This is a genomic window from Hymenobacter coalescens, assembly GCF_054783195.1.
Genome location: NZ_BAAGRA010000003.1, coordinates 82,481 through 98,324, shown reverse-complemented (window position 1 = coordinate 98,324; position 15,844 = coordinate 82,481). Strand labels below are relative to the sequence as shown.

Genomic DNA, 15,844 nt, shown 5'->3' with positions numbered 1-15,844 from the left:
CAAGCCCGACGGCTGCCGCCCCGCGCTGACCGGCAGGCCCGGAACCCGCCGCGCCGGCCTCAGCCCGGCAGGGTCACGCGGAACGTGGAGCCGATGGCCGGCTGCGTGTCCACTTCGATGCGGCCGCCGGCGTTGTCTACGATGCGCTTAAGGATGTAGAGGCCCATGCCCGAACCCTCCACGTGGGCGTGCAGGCGCTGAAACAGTCTGAACAACTTGGCGCGCTGCCACTCGTGGAGGCCCAGGCCGTTGTCCTGCACTTCCAGCACGGTGTCGCCGGCGGCGCGGAAACAGCGCAGCTGCACCAACAGTGGCCGGCCAGGGTAGCGGTATTTGACGGCGTTACTGAGCAGGTTGTACACGATGCTGCGCAGGTGCTTGGGCGCAAACGTAACGGTGAGCCCGGCAGCTACCTCTACCTGCAGGCGGGCCTCGGCCGCCGCCAAGGACGCCGCCAGGTCCAGGCTCACGGCTTCGACGACGGCCGCTACGTCGACGACCTCCGCCGGCTCGGGCCGGGCCTGCTGCAGCTGCGCCAGGTCGGTGAGCTGGGCGATGGTCAGCTGGAAGCGCTTCACCGCGTCCTGCATCATGGTCAGCAGGCGGGGCACCAAGGGGTGCGCGGCCGCTTCGGGCAACTGGCTTTGCAGCTCGCGCACCAGCCCGTCGAGGTTGGTAATGGGTTCTTTGAGGTCGTGGGAGGCCGTGTAGATGAAGGTATCCAGATCGACGTTGGTGCGCGTGAGCTGCTCGTTGGTGGCGCCCAGCTCCTCGGCCAGGGCCCGGGCCTGCTCGGCGCTGGCTTCGGCGGCCCGGCGGGCCGCCACCTGCTCGCTCACCTCAAACACGAACACCAGCACCCCGTTGACGCGCTGCTGGGCGTCGCGGCGGGGCTGGTACACGAAGGTGAAGTAGCGGTCCTCCAGCTCCGCGTCGCTCCCGCGGGCCAGGGAAATGAGCAGGCCCTGGGCTTCGTGGGTCTGGCCTTCGTCGTAGGCCCGGCGCAGCAGCGTTTCGACCTGGGTGCCGCTGATTTCGGGCATGGCTTCCAGAATGGGGCGGCCCACCAGCGTCCGACCGGGCAGCAGCTGCTGGTAGCCGGGGTTGACGAACTCAAATATCAGCTCGGGGCCGTTCAGAATGCAGATGCCGGCCGGGGCCTGCATAAACAGCCCGTGCAGCCGCTGCCGCTCGGTTTCGCGCTCCTGGCGGGCCAGCACCTGCTCGGTCACGTCGTAAGCGAAAATGGAGATGCCGACGACGGTGCCGTTTTCGTGGTAGGCTTGGTAGGTGAAGGTGAAGTACACGTCCTGCGCCGGCCGGCCGTCGGCTTGTTGCACCCGCAGCAGCAGCTCGTTGCCGAAAAACGTCTCGCCCGTCTCGTACACCTTGTTCATCCAGGCCAGGAAGCCTTGCGTCGTGGTTTCGGGCAGGGCCTCGGCCAGGGGCAGCCCAACCAGCTGCCGGCCCGGAAACAGTTGCTGGTACGCGGCGTTGACGTACTCGAAGCGATGCTCGGGCCCGCGCAGCAGCGCGATGCAGGCCGGCGTCTGCTCAAACACCTGGTAGAGCGTTTCGCGCTCCTGCGCCCGGCGCTGGGCCGCATCGAGCACGGCCTGCTGGCTGCGGGCCAACTCGGCGTGGTGGCGGCGCAGCTCGCGGTTGGAGGCCCGCAGTTCCTCGTTCAGCGCTTGCACCTGCTGGCGCGCCTCCACCTGCTCCGTCACGTCGGCCACCAGGCTGTAGAAGCCCCCGACCACGCCGTCGCGCATATCGGGCACGTAACTGGTGTGGATGTGGCGGGTGAACCCCTCGCGGTAAGGCATGGTCGCCTCGAAGTCCACCCACTCGCCGGCCAGGGCCCGCGCCATGTAGCCGGCCACCCGGCCGTAGGCCGCCTCGCCGATGACTTCCCGCGCCGGGCGGCCCACCAGCTGCTCGGGCGTGAGGCCAAACCACGTTTCGTAGGCCCGGTTGGCAAATCGGTAGGTGTGGGCCCGGTCTACGTAGCTGATGAGCACGGGCAGCGCGTCGGTGAGCAACTCCAGCTGCTGGGCGGCGGCTTCGCTGGCCTGGCGGGCCCGCACCTGCTCACTCACCTCGAAGGCGAAGACCAGCACGCCGTCGATGCGCCCTTGCTCGTCGTAGCGCGCCTGCTGGATGTAGTCGAAATACCGGTCTTCCAGGGCGCCGCCGTCAGGGCGGGTCAGCGGAATCAGCATGGCCCGCTCCCGGTGCGTGAGGCCGGTTTCGTACACCCGGCGGAAAGTGCGGTACACTTCGTGACCGGCAATTTCGGGCAGGGCCGCCAGCAGGGGCCGGCCCAGCAGCACCCGCCCCGGAAACAGCTGCTGGTAGCCGGGGTTGACGAGCCGGTACACCAGCTCGGGGCCTTCGAGGATGCAAATGGCCGCGGGGGCCTGCATAAACAGGCTTTCCAGCCGCTGGCGCTGGCGTTCGGTTTCGGCCCGGGCCTGCTGAAGCGCGTCGGTGCGCTCCAGCACGCGGGCCTCCAGCTGGCCGTTGAGCCGGTGCAGTTGCTGCTGGGTGCTGATGAGCTCCGCGTTATTGGCCCAAAATTCCGCGTTGGCAGCCTGCAGCTCTTCGTTGGCGGCGGCCAGCTCCTGGTTCAGCGCCTGTACCTGCTGGCGGGCTTCCACCTGCTCGGTCACGTCGTGGGCCACGATGACGATGCCCGTCACCTTATTGCCCACGTCGCGGGTAGCTTGGTAGATGAAGGTGAAGTACAGCGGTTCTGGCCGGCCCGAGTTGGTGCGGTCGATGTAGGCCAGCTGCTCGCTGCCGTGGTACGTTTCGCCGGTGCGGTACACCTCGTCCAGCAGGTCGAAAAACGCTTGGTATTTCAGCTCCGGCACCGCCTCTTCGTAGAGCAGCCCCACCATGGCCCGGTTTCCGAACAATTCCCGGAAACGCTCGTTGGCCAGATCCACCCGGTGCTGCGGCCCGCGCAGGCTGGCCATCGGCACCGGGGCCTGCGTCAGCAGGGCGTGCAAGCGGGCGCGCTGCACCTCGGCTTCGGCCTGGGCCGCAAGTTCGCCCTGCCGGCGGTCCTGCAGGGAGGTTTCGGCCTGCACCTGCGCCGTTACGTCCTGCGCCACGTGCAAAATGTGGCTGGTTTGCCCTTGCTCGTCCGGCAAAGGAATGTTGCGCACGAGCCAGTAGCGCTCCACAAATCGGCCCGGGTGCGCGGGGTCGGGCACGTCGTAGTGCTGCCGGGGCATTTCGTGTGGCTGCCCCGTGGCCAGCACCCGCGCCAGCGAAGCCTGCAGGTTGCGGACACTCCGGGCTTCGGGCACCGCAGGATTGTCGGGGAAGGCGTCGAACATGTACTCGCCCAGTAGCTGCTCGCGCCGGGTGAGCGTAGCGGTCAGGTACGCGTCGCTGACGGCCTCAATCCGCAGGTCAGCCGTCAGCAACACGTAGGCGCCCGGCAGGGCATTGAAAGCGGACAGCAGGGCCGGAAAGCTCGTCATATCGGATCTACGCGGAGAGAATACGCCACCGAGCGTAAGGCCAGTTCACCGAGGCATTACGCAAAGTACGCCTTCCCCGGCTATCCGGCACTTCCGAAATAGCGCCTCTGTGCGCCCGCAGGGCCAAGCGCCGACGCAAAAACCGGCCGGCGGTCTGGCCGCCGGCCGTAGCCGGGCCCGCACCGGTCAGCCTGGAAGCACACGCCCCGAGTCCAGACCGTTGGTTTCCGTCGGGCCGGGCCACGGCGCGGCAGGGGCTGTCGGCCGCGCACCAGGGGGCGGGCTGCAGGCCGGCGCGACGTCCAACCCATACGGTATCAGGCCCCGTTTATTGGCTGTGATACTCTTCACCAAGCCGTTGGCTGTTTCGCAGGCGCCGGCGGGGCGGGGTGACTCAAGGCGTCGTTGGCCAGCAGCGGCCTGAGCAGAGCCCGTAACGCGGCCGGGCGGCGCAGGTAGGTGCAGGATGCCGGAACCGCCCTCCTTGCTGAAATTGCCCCTCTTATCCCCGCTGTCCATGCCCGCTTTCCCGTTCTTTCGCGTGCCGGCGCTGCTGGCGCGCCAACCCATCCGCCGTGGGTGGCCCCTGCTGGGGCTGGCCGTGCTGGCCGCCTTGCTCATGGCCTTGACCAGCCCCGCCAAGCGCCGGCCGACGCTGTACCTGATCGGTGATTCCACGGTAAAAAACGGCAAGGGCCGCGGCGACGGGGGCCTGTGGGGCTGGGGCTCTTTTCTGGCCCCGCACGTCGACACGACGCGCCTGCGGGTGGAAAACCACGCCCTGGGCGGCACCAGCAGCCGCACGTTTCGCACGCAAGGCCACTGGGCCAGGGTGCAGGCCCGCCTGCAGCCCGGCAACTTCGTGCTCCTGCAGTTTGGCCACAACGACAGCAGCCCCGTCAACGACACGCTGCGGGCCCGCGGCACGCTGCCGGGCAACGGTCCCGAAACCGAGGCCATCACCAACCTGCTCACCCGCCGATCCGAAACGGTACACACCTACGGCTGGTACCTGCGCCAGTTCATCGCCGAGGTCAAGGCCAAAGGCGCCACGCCCATTGTCTGCTCGCCGGTGCCGCGCAACCAGTGGACGGCCGGCCAAGTCAAGCGCGCCGCCACCGGCTACGCGGCCTGGGCGGCCGCGGCCGCCCGGCAGGAAGGCGTGCCGTTCCTCGACCTCAACCAGCGCATTGCCGACCGCTACGACCAAACCGGCGAAGACGCCGTGCGCCGCAGCTACTTCAACGCCACCGACCACACGCACACCCTTGAGGCGGGCGCCCGGCTGAACGCAGAAGTGGTGGCCGAGGGCCTGCGCGCCCTGCACCGGCCGGCCCTGCGCAAATACCTGCGGCGACCGTAACCCGGGGCCGACCTTAAACGGCGGCGCGTCACACCGCTATCCGGTGCCGATGCAAAAGGCGTCAGGCATCGACCCAGGCAGGCCCGATGAAGCCAGACGCCACTCCGGCCGCTGAGGCTACGCTTGGTACAGCTCGCCGGCCCCTGCACCTTATGCACACCGGGGCGGCTACTCTGCCGCCAGCTTTTCCAGCGCCGCTTTAAACGCGGGCGTGTCGTAATCGGCCATGCCCTCGTGGCGTGCCGCCACCAGGCCGTCCGGCGTCAGGATGACCGTCGACGGAATGGAGTTGGAATCGAAGGGCGGGGCGAGCGGACCGGCGGGAAAGTACACGGGGAACGTGTAGCCCTGGCGCCGGAGCAAGGCCTGGGCTTTGGCGGGCTTCTCGTCGAGGGAAATCATCACGAAGGCCACCTTCGACTTGTCGGTTTTCTGGTAGAGGCCGTGGATGCCGGGCATTTCGGCCACGCAGGGCGGGCACCAGCTGGCCCACAGGTTCACGAAAACCACTTTGCCCTGCAGCGCGCTCAGGTTGGTGCGCTGGCCATCCAGGGTGAAGAGCGGCAAGTCGTGCGGGTACGCCGCGCCCCCGGTGGCGACGATGGCCGGCCGAGGCACGGGCGACACCGGCGCCGCAGCTTTCCACAGCCCGGTAGCCAGCAGCCCGCGCTGCAGCCCGCCCAGCACGATGGGCCGCAGGTCGGTGAACATGACCAGGGCAAAAAGGGCCAGGGGCAGCCACTGGGAAAGGGTCTTACGGTTCATGCCGGCAAGTTCAGCAGAAAACGGGCAAGCGCCGGCAACGCCACGGGCCCGCCGTGCACCCTCCCGGACAGGGGTGTGCGCGGCGGGCCCGGCAAAGCCGAACAGGCGGCGTGCTTACCGCAGGGCGGCGGCTACGGCCGTAGCCAGCGGCGTGGTGGGGCGCCCAATGAGCTTGGAGAGCTGGCGGCTGTCGTCGAAGAGGGCCCCGCCGGCGGCGTCGGCATCCCAGCTGGCAATGCCGTGCGCGTAGCCCTCGGGTACGCCGAAACCCGCCAGCGCGGCGGCGTAGTCGGCCACGGGCAGGTTGCGGTAGGGAATGTCCTTGCCGGTCTGGCGCGAAACTTCGGCGGCCAGCTCGGTCAGCGTGTACGCGTCGTCGCCGGCCAGCTCGTAAGTCTGCCCTTCGTGGCCGGCGCTGGTGAGCACCACCGCGGCAGCCTCTGCAAAGTCTTCCCGGGTCGCCGAGCTGATGTTGCCCTCCCCGGCGCTGCCGATGAAGGCCCCGCCGGCCAAGGCGCCGGGCACCGAGCCGGTGTAGTTTTCGGTGTACCAGCCGTTGCGCAGCAGCGTGTACGCCAGGCCCGACGCCTGTAGCTCGGCTTCCGTGGCGCGGTGCTCTTCGGCCAGGCTCAGCGGCGAGCGGTCGGCGTGCAGCACGCTGGTGTACACCAGGCGCTTGACGCCCGCCTGCCGGGCGGCTTCGATGACGTTGTGGTGCTGGACGGCCCGCTGGCCCACCTCGCTCGACGAAATCAGCAGCAGCGTATCTACGCCGCGCAGGGCCGCGCTGAGGGTGGCCGGCTGAGTGTAGTCGGCCTCACGCGCTTCCACGCCCAGGTCGGCGGCTTTCGCCGGGGTGCGCACCAGGGCCACCAGCTGGTCGGCGGGCACGCGGGCTTTCAGCTTTTCGATGACGAGACGGCCGAGGTGGCCCGTGGCGCCGGTAATAGCAATGCTCATATTCGGGTCGGTTAAGTAGATGACGGGGCAAAGCTATTACCTTTACTTACGCAAAGTAAGTACGTACAAAAAGGTAAGTATGAAAAAAGATTCGCTGCCCGTGGCCGAAGCCGCGGCCACGCTGTCGGAGCGGCTCGGGCGCGGCGACCTGCTGTCGGCCAACTGCCCGTCGCGCACGGTGCTCAAGCACATCACCAGCCGCTGGGGCGTGCTGGTACTGATGGTGCTGGAAGGCCACACCCGCCGCTTCAGCGAAATGCGCCGCCTGATCGACGGGGTGAGTGAGCGGATGCTGGCCCAGACGCTGCAATGGCTGGAAGCCGACGGCCTGGTGAACCGCGTGGCCTACGAGGTGGTGCCGCCGCACGTGGAGTACAGCCTGACGCCCCTGGGCCAGCAGGCCGCCCAGAAAGTGCGCGCCCTGGCCGACTGGGTCGAAGTCAGCTTCCCCGACATCCTGCAGCACTGGAACAAAGCGCCCGTCAGCTAGCCGGCAGCTCGTAGCCTGCCGCTTGGTTGCTCACCAAAGGCCGCATGCACGGTGAGTCGGAAGAAACGTCCAGCGAAAAGCCCCGTCGACGCCTCTCTACCGCTTCGTTGTTCGGTAGAGTGGTGTCGACGGGGCTTTCGGCTTGCCTGGAAATTACCATTCCCAAGGCGCGCTACGTTGCGCGTTTACGAGGTGGCAGCGGCGGCAAAGTGCTGCTGAAACCAGGCCACGGCCGCGTCCACGTCGGTCTGGGTCAGGTTGTGGCCGGCGGGCGTATCCTGGCGGGTGAGCGGAAAGCCGGCGGCGGTGAGCAGCGCGGCGTAGCGCTCCGTGGCGGCCGGGTCCACGGTCGGGTCGCGGGTGCCGGGGTTAAAGAACACGGGCGGGCGGCGCGTGGTGTACACGGCGGGCACTTCGCGGGTGAGCGGCTGCATGGGGCGCCAGAGCACCGCGCCGGCCAGCAGCTCGGGGTAGAGCAGCAGCAGGCTGCCGGCAATGTTGGCCCCGTTGGAGTAGCCCGCGGCCACCACCTGCGTGGCTTCGAAGCCTTCCTGCTGGCTTACCCGCTGCAGAAACGCCGCCAGCTCGTGGGTGCGGAAGCGCACGTCGTCCTCGTCGAAAATACCCATGCCCAGGCGGCGGAAAAAGCGGGGCATGCCCCCTTCCAGCACGTTGCCGCGCACGCTCAGCACGTTCAGTCCCGCCCCGAAGCGCGCGGCCAGCGGCAGCAGGTCCCGCTCGTCGCCGCCGGTGCCGTGCAGCAGCAGCAGCGTCTGGCCCGTGGGGGCCGCCGTGGCCGGCTGGTAGAGGTAATGCAAGGGTTGGTAGTTCATGGCGCGGCTCAGTAAGTGAGTTTGGGCAGGTGGTTTTCGAGTTGGGCACGCAGGGGCTCGTGCTGGCGGGGCAGCATCAGGTGCGTACCCAGCTCGCCGAGTGGCTCATCCACGGTGAAGCCGGGGTTGTCGGTGGCTACTTCGAAGAGCACCCCGCCCGGCTCGCGGAAGTAGATGGCGCGGAAGTAGTCGCGGTCGATCTGCGGGGTGACGTTGAAGCCCTTGGCGGCAATTTTCTGGCGGAAGTGCTGGTGCGCCGCGTCGTCGGGCACGCGGAAGGCCACGTGGTGCACCGAGCCGGCCGCAACCTGCCCGCGCTTTTCGCCCGGCGCTTCCACCAAGTCCACCAGCTGCGCGCCCAGCACCGTGTCGGTGGCGAAGCGGTAGCGGTTTACGTGCTGCTCCACCAGCGTGTAGCCGAAGATGTCGGTCAGCACGTCGGCCGTGCCTTTGATGTCGGCCAGGGTCAGCGTCACGTGGTGGAATCCTTTGGTGGCCACGTCGGCCCCGACCTCGGCCGTGGTCCAGGGCGTGCGCGGATCAGGATTCTTCGACACCACCAATTCCAGCTTGAGCCCGTCCGGATCGAGGAACGTGAGGTACGACTCGCCGAACTTCTCGCTGGGCTTGTTGTAGGTCACGCCGTACTGCTCGAAGCGCTTCAGCCAGAAGGCCAGGCTGCCCTCGGGCACGGAATAGCCGATTTCGGTGGCCTGCGCCGTGCCGCGGCGACCGGGCTGCATGCCTTCCCAAGGGAAGAACGTGAGGATGGTACCGGCCGAACCGGCTTCGTCGCCATAATAGAAGTGGTAGGTGCCCGGGTCGTCGAAGTTGACCGTCTTCTTGATGAAGCGCAACCCCAGAACTTTGGTGTAAAAGTCGAGGTTGCGTTGGGCGTTGCCGGCAATGGCCGTGATGTGGTGCAGGCCTAAGATGCGGGGTTCCATGGCAGTTGAGAGTGGAATAAGAAGAAGGAGGCAGGAAGAAAGTAGCGGCGCACCGGCCTTAGCGGGCGGCTACGCCGTTCGCTTTGGCAATGACGTTGAAGCTGAGCGTGAACGTGTCGTCGATGGCCTTGTCGGCGGCGGCGCCAAACAGAGTCGAACCGTACTTCACGTCGTACTTGGTGCGGTTCACGGTGGCCACGCCCGAAGCGGACGCCACGCCGTTTTTCACGCCTACTTTAGCCGGGAAGCTGATGGGGTGCGTCTTGCCCTTGATGGTCAGGTTGCCGGCCACCTGGGCGTTGTTGCCCTGCGCGTCGGCTTTGATCGGCTTCACCGAGGTGATGACGAACGTGGCGGTGGGGTATTGCGCCACGCCGAAGAAGTCCTCGGACTTGAGGTGCCCAACGAGCTTGGCGTTGTAATCGGCGTCGGTCAGGTCGGTGTTCTTGAGCGAGGCCATGTCCACCACGAAGGTGCCGCCGGTCAGTTGGCTGCCCTTCACCTGCACCGTGCCGCCCTGCAGGCCGATGGTGCCGTTGTGCTGACCGCCTACTTTTTTACCCAGCCAGCCCAGCGTGCTCAGCTGCGGCTGCACCTTGTAGGTTTCCACGGCGGCTTTGGTCGTCGTGGCCGGAGTGCCAGCGGCCGGGCCGTTGGCAGCGTGCAGGGGCGCCGACAGCGCGGTGGCGGCCAGCAGCAGGGGGAAGAGGAGCTTTTTCATAACAAAGGACGAAAGGAGGCGCAGGTGAAAAACGAGCGGCCTAGCTGGCTGCGCAATCAGCTGCCGCGTTCAAATGTATATACATTTAATGTACATACATAGTTTCATCGGTTGAAATATTCCCGTCTCACCAACTGTGCCGGCGGCGCCTAGCCAACTGCCCCCTACTCCAACTAGCGCCGAAAGCCCGACCTGCGGGCAGATCGGGCTTTCGGCAGCGTAGCAAACCTAATTTGCGGAGCAGCGGCGCGCTACGGCGCGGTCGGGCAGGGAAAGTAGCGGCCTCCCTCCTACTTGCGCTTGCGGAAATACACATGGTTGCTGATCGACTCCAGCCGCACCGAGGGCCCGGCCTTGCCCAGGGAGCCGCGCACCTCGTAGCCCACCATGGGCACGCCGGGCTTGCGGTTGGCAAAGGCAATGTCCTGGTCGGTGTACACCTCGCCGGTAATGGTCTTGAAGGCTACTTCGGCGCCTTGCGCGGGCGGCCAGGTGACGTCGACGTACCCGCTGATGGATTTGGCTTCGAGCTGCCCGGTCAAGCCCGTGGCCTCGATGTTGCCGCTGATGGTATTGACGCGCAGCGCCACGCCGGCGGGGACTTCAATCTCCACGTCCACGTTGCTGCACACCCGGTACCCGTCGCGGCCGTTGTCGCCCGAGGTCCAGGAAGTGTGGTCCTTGCCGGCGGGGCAGTCGCCGGGCTGCCCGGTGCGCAGCAGGGCTTCGTCGAAGGCCGATTTCAGGGTGATTTGGCTGCCGTCGGTGTTCAGGGTCATGAGCAGGGCGTCGTTCAGCTTGTTTTGGTTAATGGTGACGGCGGCCCGCACGCGCAGCTGCTGGCCGGAGCCGCCGCGGATTTTGATGCTGGTGGCCTGGGGCAACTCGAGCACGACCCGTTGCCCGGCTCCTACCGGGGCGCTTTTTTCAATGATTTTTTGGGCGTTGGCGGCGGGCAGCAGCAGCAGGGCACCGCAGACGAAGAGAAGGAACCGAAAGAGTTTCATGGCAGAAGCAGAATAGGAAGGAGAGGAAATGCCGCGAACCGGCCCGTTACTTGGCTTTGCGCACGAACACGTCGCCGCTCACCGATTGGAGCGTCACGCTGGTGCCGCCGCCGTTCACCGTGCCCTGCACCAGCTGGCCGCCCACCCGGCGCGTGTCGCCGGGGGCCTTGCTCATGGAGATGTCAAAATCGGTGTAGACCTCGCCCGAAATGGAGCGCAGCTGCAGCGTGGCCTTGCTGGCCGGGCGCATGGTCACGTCCACGTCGCCGCTCACCGAGGAAATGGAGCTGGGGGCTTTGTTTAAGTCGGCGTAGCGCACGGTGATGCTGCCGCTCACGGAGTTGGCCACCACGCCGCCGCCCATGTTCAGCAGCTTCGCGTCGCCGTTCTTGAGCTTCAGCTCCACGTTGCCATCCAGGTCGCGCATTTCTATGCTGCCGCCGTTGTAGGAGGCTTGGTTCAGCACCACCGACGCCGAGCGCGGTACCCGGATAAGGTAGTTCGCGTCTTTGCGCGAGGCCTGCACGATACGTACGACGTTGTCCTTCTGGGTCACGGAGAGGCCCAGCCGGGTGTTGTCTTCGGCCACGTTGTACACCGGTCGCAGGCCCTCGGCGCGCTTGGGCAGGGGCTCGTAGCCGTTGCCGCGAATGACGAGCTCGTCGCCGTTGTAGCCTTCCAGCGTCACGGCGCTGCTTTGCATGTCAAGCTCGATTTTGCGGTCCTTGCCGCCGAGCTTGAGTTTGAATTCCTGGGCCCGCAGGGCCGGCGCCGCCAGCAGCAGGCAGCTGAACGTAAGGAGCAGAGACTTTTTCATGTCAGAAGGGGAAGTACACGTCGGGCCAGGCCGGCGCCGCCACGTTCGCGGCGCCCACGGCCTGGGCCGAGAGAAGCAAGAAGAGGAAAAGGGCTAGAGCAGGGTGCCAAGGCCGTATTCGGCTTGTTGGCGGACGATGGGCAGGGCGTCGGATTTCTGGGCCAGCTCCTCGAGCTGGGCCGCCGCCCGCCGCTCGCGCATGTTCACCAGCAGCTCGATGAGCACAATCTGCACGTTGGGGTCGGTTTGGATGGTCAGCGACTGGGTGAAGGCTTCGCCCACGCGCGGGTCGGCCCGCAGGCGGTACAGGGCGCTGGCGGCGGCCAGGCGCACGTTGGCGTTGGGGTCGAAGTTCAGGGTGTTGATGAGCACCTGCACCACCGGGTCGCCGGTGGTATCGGCAGCGGCGGCCGCGTTGCTCACCAGCTGAATCCGGTCGCTGGCCGACAGGCGCTGCGACGCCTCCCCTGACAGCGCACTGGCCAGTTGCATGGCGTGTTTGGTGGTAGCCGCCGGCGGGGCGGTAGCGGCCGTGGTGGCTTCGGTAGGCCGCCACCACTGCCCCAGCATCATACCCATCACCAGCAGGGCCACGCCGGCGGCCACGCGCAGGGTCCAGCGGGTTGCTTCGGCCGGCCACATCGGCCGCACGCGGGCTTCCGGCCCGGGGGGCGCGGATACCACCGGCGTGCCCTGGGCCGCCTTCTCCTGCTCCAACTGCTGCAGAAAGCGGCTGCGCAGGGCGGGCGTGGGCCGGGCCGGCTCCACAGCCTCCATCTGCACGGCCAGCGCCCGGAGCTGAGCCACCTGCTCCTGGCAGGCGGCACACTGGCTGAGGTGAGCGGCCACGCGCTCGGCTTGGTCGGGCGGCAGCACTTGGTCGGCGTAGTCGACCAGCAGGTCGGCTACGGTGAAACAGTCGTATGGCGAAGGGCGGTGTGGCATGGCTAAGACGCGAAATAGATGGCTCGCAGGGCTTGCAGGGCCCGATGTGCTTTCACTTTGGCGGCGCCGGCGCTGCAGGCCAGCTGCTGCCCGATTTCCTCGTAGCTGAACCCCTGAAAGCGGTGCAGCACCAGAATGTCGCGCTGCGCGTCGGGCAGCAGCGCCAGGGCTTCGTGCAGGTTTTGTTCGCGTTCGGTGGAGGTCATGGCGGCAAAGGCGGTGGCGCCCAACCCGCCGTGCTGCTCCACTTCCTGCACCTCGAAGGTGCGCATGCGCTGCTGGCGCTGCCAGTGGTCGGCGTGGGCGTTGCGGGCCAACTGGTAAATCCAGGCCCGAAACTGTTGGCTCGGGTGGTAGCTGGCGCGGTATTTCAGCACGCGTTCAAACACGGTTTGGGTAAGGTCCTCGGCGGTTTCCAGGTCGTTGTTGGTGCGGCGCAGCAGGTAGTTGAAAATGGGCAGCTGGTAGCGGTCAAACAGCACGCTGAGCTGGTCCAGGTCGCCGGCCTGCACCTGGGCCATCAAGGCATCGTCGCTCGGGTAATGGTCGGCCACCGGGGGTTGGGTTTGCGGGTTGGTTGAGGGGAGTACCGGCAAATGCCGGCATCGTTACAGCCGACGTAACATTTTCTTTGACCGGGGCCGCCTGTAGCTTCCGCCAGCATCGAGGCGGGACAAACCCCAAACCTGCACGGCAAGGGCGCAGTGCGTTACTTGCACCCGGGCGGCGCATCACCGACCCGCTGTGCCCGAAACCGATTGTCCCATTCTTTCCAGAACAGCAGGCTAAGCTTATGCAGATTTCCACGCCGGTAGAACAGGTGCTGCAGGAACTGGCCGTCGACCCCGCCACCGGGCTTTCCGAGCAGGAAGCCGCCGCGCGGCTCACCCGGGTCGGCCCCAACAGGTTGCAGGGCCGCCCAAAGAAAACCGTTCTGCAGCTGCTCCTGGCGCAGCTCCGCGACGCGCTGATTTACGTGCTGCTGGCGGCCGTGGCCATCACCGTCTTCATGGGCGAGTACGTGGATGCGCTCATTATCCTGGGCGTTGTCATGCTCAATGCGGTGCTGGGCGTGGTGCAGGAGGTAAAAGCCGGCAACGCCATCGAGGCGCTGCAGCAGCTGGCCACGCCGCGGGCGCTGGTGCGGCGCGGCGGCAAGGTCCACGAGGTGGAATCGGAAGGGCTGGTGCCGGGCGACATCGTGCTGCTCGACGCCGGCCGGCTAGTGGCCGCCGACCTGCGGCTGCTGGAATCGGCCAACCTGCAAATCGAGGAATCAGCCCTGACCGGCGAATCGGTGCCCACGACCAAGGATGCGCACGCCACCTGCGACGACCCGCAGACTCCGCTTGGCGACCAGGCCAACGCGGCGTTTATGTCGACGCTGGTCACGTACGGCCGCGGCACGGGCGTGGTGGTGGCCACCGGCATGAACACGCAGGTCGGCAAAATCGCGGGCCTGCTCGGCGAGCAGCAGGAAGGCAAGACGCCGCTGGAGCAGAAGCTCGACGAGTTGGGCCGGACGCTGGGCAAGCTGGCGGTCGGCGTGTGCGTGGCCATGTTCGCGCTGGCCGTGCTGCGGGGCCACGACCTGGCCAGCACGTTTCTGCTGGCCGTGTCGCTGGCCGTGGCCTCCATTCCCGAGGGCCTGACGGCCATCGTGGCGGTGGTGCTGTCGGTGGGCGTGACGGCCATGGCCCGCCGCCACGCCATCATCCGCAAGCTGCCCGCCGTGGAAACGCTGGGGTCGGTGAACATCGTGTGCACCGACAAGACCGGCACGCTGACGCAAAACAGGATGACCGTCACGCGGTATTACCTGCCGGGCCTGGGCGAGGCCGCCGTGGAAGCCGCGGGCGCCGGGGCACCGGAAGCCGCCTGCCGGCTCGCCGAAGCCATGATCCTGTGCTCGGACGCCACCTACGAAAACGGCGAAGGCACCGGCGACCCCACCGAAATTGCCCTGCTCGTGTTCGGCGACCAGCTAGGCCTGGACCGCCGCGCGCTGGCGGCGGCCGAGCAGCGCGTGGGCGAGCGGGCCTTCGATTCGGACCGCAAGCTCATGTCCACGCTCACGGCCAACGGCAGCGGGCTGCGCGTGTTTACCAAAGGCGCCATCGACAGCTTGCTACCGCGCTGCACCCACGTGCACGAAAACGGCCGGGTGGTGCCCCTTACCGACGCCCACCGCGTGCAGGTGCTGCGGGCTGCCGAGGCCATGTCGGAGCAGGCGCTGCGCACCCTGGGGGCTGCCCACAGGCCCGTCGAGGCGGTCATCGCGCCCGAGCAGATGGAGCAGGACCTGGTGCTGCTGGGCCTGGTGGGCATGATCGACCCGCCGCGGGAGGAAGCCAAGGACGCCATTGGCCGGGCGGCCGCCGCGGGCATTGCCACCGTCATGATTACGGGTGACCATAAGAACACAGCCTTCGCCATTGCCCGGGAGCTGGGCATTGCCGCTGACATGGGGCAGGCCGTCACGGGCGAAGACCTCAACGGGCTTTCGGACGAGGAATTTGCGCGCCATGTGACGCAGTACCGGGTGTTTGCGCGGGTATCGCCGGAGCACAAGGTCAGAATCGTGAAGGCCTTCCAGGCGCAGGGACACATCGTATCGATGACCGGCGACGGGGTCAACGACGCCCCGTCGTTGAGCGCGGCCGACATCGGCGTGGCCATGGGCATCACCGGCACCGACGTAGCCCGCAACGCCGCCGACATGATCCTGACCGATGACAACTTCGCCACCATCATTGCCGCCATCGAGCAGGGCCGCGCCATTTACAGCAACATCAAGAAATCGGTCATCTTTCTACTGGCCAGCAACATGGGCGAAGTCGTGACGATGGTGCTCTGCCTTGTCATCGGCCTGCCGGCTCCGCTGATTGCCACGCAGCTGCTGTGGATCAACCTGCTCACCGACTCCTTGCCGGCCGTGGCCTTGGGCCTGGACCCCGGCGACCCGGACGTGATGCTTGAACGGCCGCGCAACCCCCAGGAAAGCTTTTTCGCCCACGGCGCGGGGCGGCAGGTGGTGCTGGGCGGCGCGCTCATCGGCCTGCTCACCACGGCCGCCTTCTGGTACGGCTACTACGAGCACGGCTACCATCCCTACGGGCAGGCCATTCCCGCGGCAGCTCACGAGTACGCCCGCACCATGGCGTTTATGACCATCATCTGCTGCCAGCTGCTGTACTCGCTCTCGTTTCGCAGCCCCTACAAGTCGGTTTTTCAGGTGGGGCTGCTCACCAACCGCTACCTCGCCGGCGCCGTGGTACTCGGGCTGCTGCTGCAGCTGCTGGCCCTCACCGCGCCCCCGCTGCAAAGGGCCTTCAAGCTGCAGCTGCTGGACGCGCGCGGCTGGCTGGTGGCCATCGGCTTGGGGCTGGTTCCCCTGCTGATCAACGAGGCCCTCAAGGGCTTCACCCGGTGGCGCGCGGGCCGAGCCGCAGCCTGAGGTGGCTCCCGAGGAGCGTGCCGAGGCTCGGTTCCCGGGTTGCTG

Annotated in this window: 13 protein-coding genes; 3 read left to right on the top strand and 10 right to left on the bottom strand. The window is 67.1% G+C overall.

Annotated elements, in window-relative coordinates; genetic code table 11:
* Nucleotides 1–59: 59 nt before the first annotated feature.
* On the bottom strand, nt 60–3,494 hold the full coding sequence (locus tag ACYVKQ_RS02585) for a PAS domain-containing protein (protein WP_460575310.1): 3,435 nt from the start codon (nt 3,492–3,494) through the stop codon (nt 60–62).
* A gap of 517 nt (nt 3,495–4,011) precedes the next feature.
* On the opposite strand from ACYVKQ_RS02585, the gene ACYVKQ_RS02580 reads away from it, so the two are divergent.
* On the top strand, nt 4,012–4,857 hold the full coding sequence (locus ACYVKQ_RS02580) for a rhamnogalacturonan acetylesterase (RefSeq protein ID WP_460575309.1): 846 nt from the start codon (nt 4,012–4,014) through the stop codon (nt 4,855–4,857).
* Between the two features lie 168 nt (nt 4,858–5,025).
* Here the strand turns inward: ACYVKQ_RS02580 and ACYVKQ_RS02575 are convergent, their stop codons facing one another.
* Nucleotides 5,026–5,622, bottom strand: coding sequence for a TlpA family protein disulfide reductase (locus ACYVKQ_RS02575; RefSeq protein ID WP_460575307.1), 597 nt, complete (start codon nt 5,620–5,622; stop codon nt 5,026–5,028).
* Nucleotides 5,623–5,736: 114 nt separating this feature from the next.
* A complete protein-coding gene (locus tag ACYVKQ_RS02570) occupies nt 5,737–6,582 on the bottom strand; it encodes an SDR family oxidoreductase (RefSeq protein ID WP_460575305.1) in 846 nt (281 codons plus the stop codon).
* 79 nt (nt 6,583–6,661) lie between these two features.
* On the opposite strand from ACYVKQ_RS02570, the gene ACYVKQ_RS02565 reads away from it, so the two are divergent.
* Nucleotides 6,662–7,072: a winged helix-turn-helix transcriptional regulator gene (locus tag ACYVKQ_RS02565; RefSeq protein ID WP_460575303.1), complete on the top strand. Its 411-nt coding sequence runs from the start codon at nt 6,662–6,664 to the stop codon at nt 7,070–7,072.
* Between the two features lie 185 nt (nt 7,073–7,257).
* Here the strand turns inward: ACYVKQ_RS02565 and ACYVKQ_RS02560 are convergent, their stop codons facing one another.
* From ACYVKQ_RS02560 to ACYVKQ_RS02530, 7 genes are all read right to left on the bottom strand, one after another.
* Nucleotides 7,258–7,905, bottom strand: a complete 648-nt coding sequence (locus ACYVKQ_RS02560; RefSeq protein ID WP_460575301.1) for an alpha/beta hydrolase — start codon at nt 7,903–7,905, stop codon at nt 7,258–7,260.
* 8 nt (nt 7,906–7,913) lie between these two features.
* The gene (locus ACYVKQ_RS02555) at nt 7,914–8,852 is read right to left on the bottom strand and encodes a ring-cleaving dioxygenase (RefSeq protein ID WP_460575299.1); all 939 of its coding nucleotides are present in this window, start codon (nt 8,850–8,852) and stop codon (nt 7,914–7,916) included.
* Between the two features lie 58 nt (nt 8,853–8,910).
* Nucleotides 8,911–9,573, bottom strand: coding sequence for a YceI family protein (locus ACYVKQ_RS02550; RefSeq protein ID WP_460575297.1), 663 nt, complete (start codon nt 9,571–9,573; stop codon nt 8,911–8,913).
* A 290-nt stretch (nt 9,574–9,863) separates the two neighbouring features.
* Nucleotides 9,864–10,580 (bottom strand): DUF4097 family beta strand repeat-containing protein, encoded by a 717-nt coding sequence (locus ACYVKQ_RS02545; RefSeq protein ID WP_460575295.1) that lies wholly within the window; start codon nt 10,578–10,580, stop codon nt 9,864–9,866.
* Between the two features lie 46 nt (nt 10,581–10,626).
* Nucleotides 10,627–11,397: a DUF4097 family beta strand repeat-containing protein gene (locus ACYVKQ_RS02540; RefSeq protein WP_460575293.1), complete on the bottom strand. Its 771-nt coding sequence runs from the start codon at nt 11,395–11,397 to the stop codon at nt 10,627–10,629.
* A 93-nt stretch (nt 11,398–11,490) separates the two neighbouring features.
* Complete coding sequence (locus ACYVKQ_RS02535) at nt 11,491–12,342, bottom strand: HEAT repeat domain-containing protein (protein WP_460575291.1); 852 nt, start codon at nt 12,340–12,342, stop codon at nt 11,491–11,493.
* A gap of 2 nt (nt 12,343–12,344) precedes the next feature.
* Nucleotides 12,345–12,896 carry an RNA polymerase sigma factor gene (locus tag ACYVKQ_RS02530; RefSeq protein ID WP_460575289.1) on the bottom strand — a complete coding sequence of 184 codons (552 nt, stop codon included), beginning with the start codon at nt 12,894–12,896 and terminating at the stop codon, nt 12,345–12,347.
* A gap of 239 nt (nt 12,897–13,135) precedes the next feature.
* Here ACYVKQ_RS02530 and ACYVKQ_RS02525 point away from each other — a divergent pair, with 239 nt between their 5' ends.
* On the top strand, nt 13,136–15,799 hold the full coding sequence (locus ACYVKQ_RS02525) for a cation-translocating P-type ATPase (RefSeq protein ID WP_460575287.1): 2,664 nt from the start codon (nt 13,136–13,138) through the stop codon (nt 15,797–15,799).
* The last annotated feature ends 45 nt before the right edge of the window (nt 15,800–15,844 follow it).

Excerpts from the sequence above, each read along its gene's own strand:
- ACYVKQ_RS02585 (WP_460575310.1), bottom strand. The coding sequence starts at position 3,494 with ATGACGAGCTTTCCGGCCCTGCTGTCCGCTTTCAATGCCCTGCCGGGC.
- ACYVKQ_RS02580 (WP_460575309.1), top strand. The coding sequence starts at position 4,012 with ATGCCCGCTTTCCCGTTCTTTCGCGTGCCGGCGCTGCTGGCGCGCCAA.
- ACYVKQ_RS02575 (WP_460575307.1), bottom strand. The coding sequence starts at position 5,622 with ATGAACCGTAAGACCCTTTCCCAGTGGCTGCCCCTGGCCCTTTTTGCC.
- ACYVKQ_RS02570 (WP_460575305.1), bottom strand. The coding sequence starts at position 6,582 with ATGAGCATTGCTATTACCGGCGCCACGGGCCACCTCGGCCGTCTCGTC.
- ACYVKQ_RS02565 (WP_460575303.1), top strand. The coding sequence starts at position 6,662 with ATGAAAAAAGATTCGCTGCCCGTGGCCGAAGCCGCGGCCACGCTGTCG.
- ACYVKQ_RS02560 (WP_460575301.1), bottom strand. The coding sequence starts at position 7,905 with ATGAACTACCAACCCTTGCATTACCTCTACCAGCCGGCCACGGCGGCC.
- ACYVKQ_RS02555 (WP_460575299.1), bottom strand. The coding sequence starts at position 8,852 with ATGGAACCCCGCATCTTAGGCCTGCACCACATCACGGCCATTGCCGGC.
- ACYVKQ_RS02550 (WP_460575297.1), bottom strand. The coding sequence starts at position 9,573 with ATGAAAAAGCTCCTCTTCCCCCTGCTGCTGGCCGCCACCGCGCTGTCG.
- ACYVKQ_RS02545 (WP_460575295.1), bottom strand. The coding sequence starts at position 10,580 with ATGAAACTCTTTCGGTTCCTTCTCTTCGTCTGCGGTGCCCTGCTGCTG.
- ACYVKQ_RS02540 (WP_460575293.1), bottom strand. The coding sequence starts at position 11,397 with ATGAAAAAGTCTCTGCTCCTTACGTTCAGCTGCCTGCTGCTGGCGGCG.
- ACYVKQ_RS02535 (WP_460575291.1), bottom strand. The coding sequence starts at position 12,342 with ATGCCACACCGCCCTTCGCCATACGACTGTTTCACCGTAGCCGACCTG.
- ACYVKQ_RS02525 (WP_460575287.1), top strand. The coding sequence starts at position 13,136 with ATGCAGATTTCCACGCCGGTAGAACAGGTGCTGCAGGAACTGGCCGTC.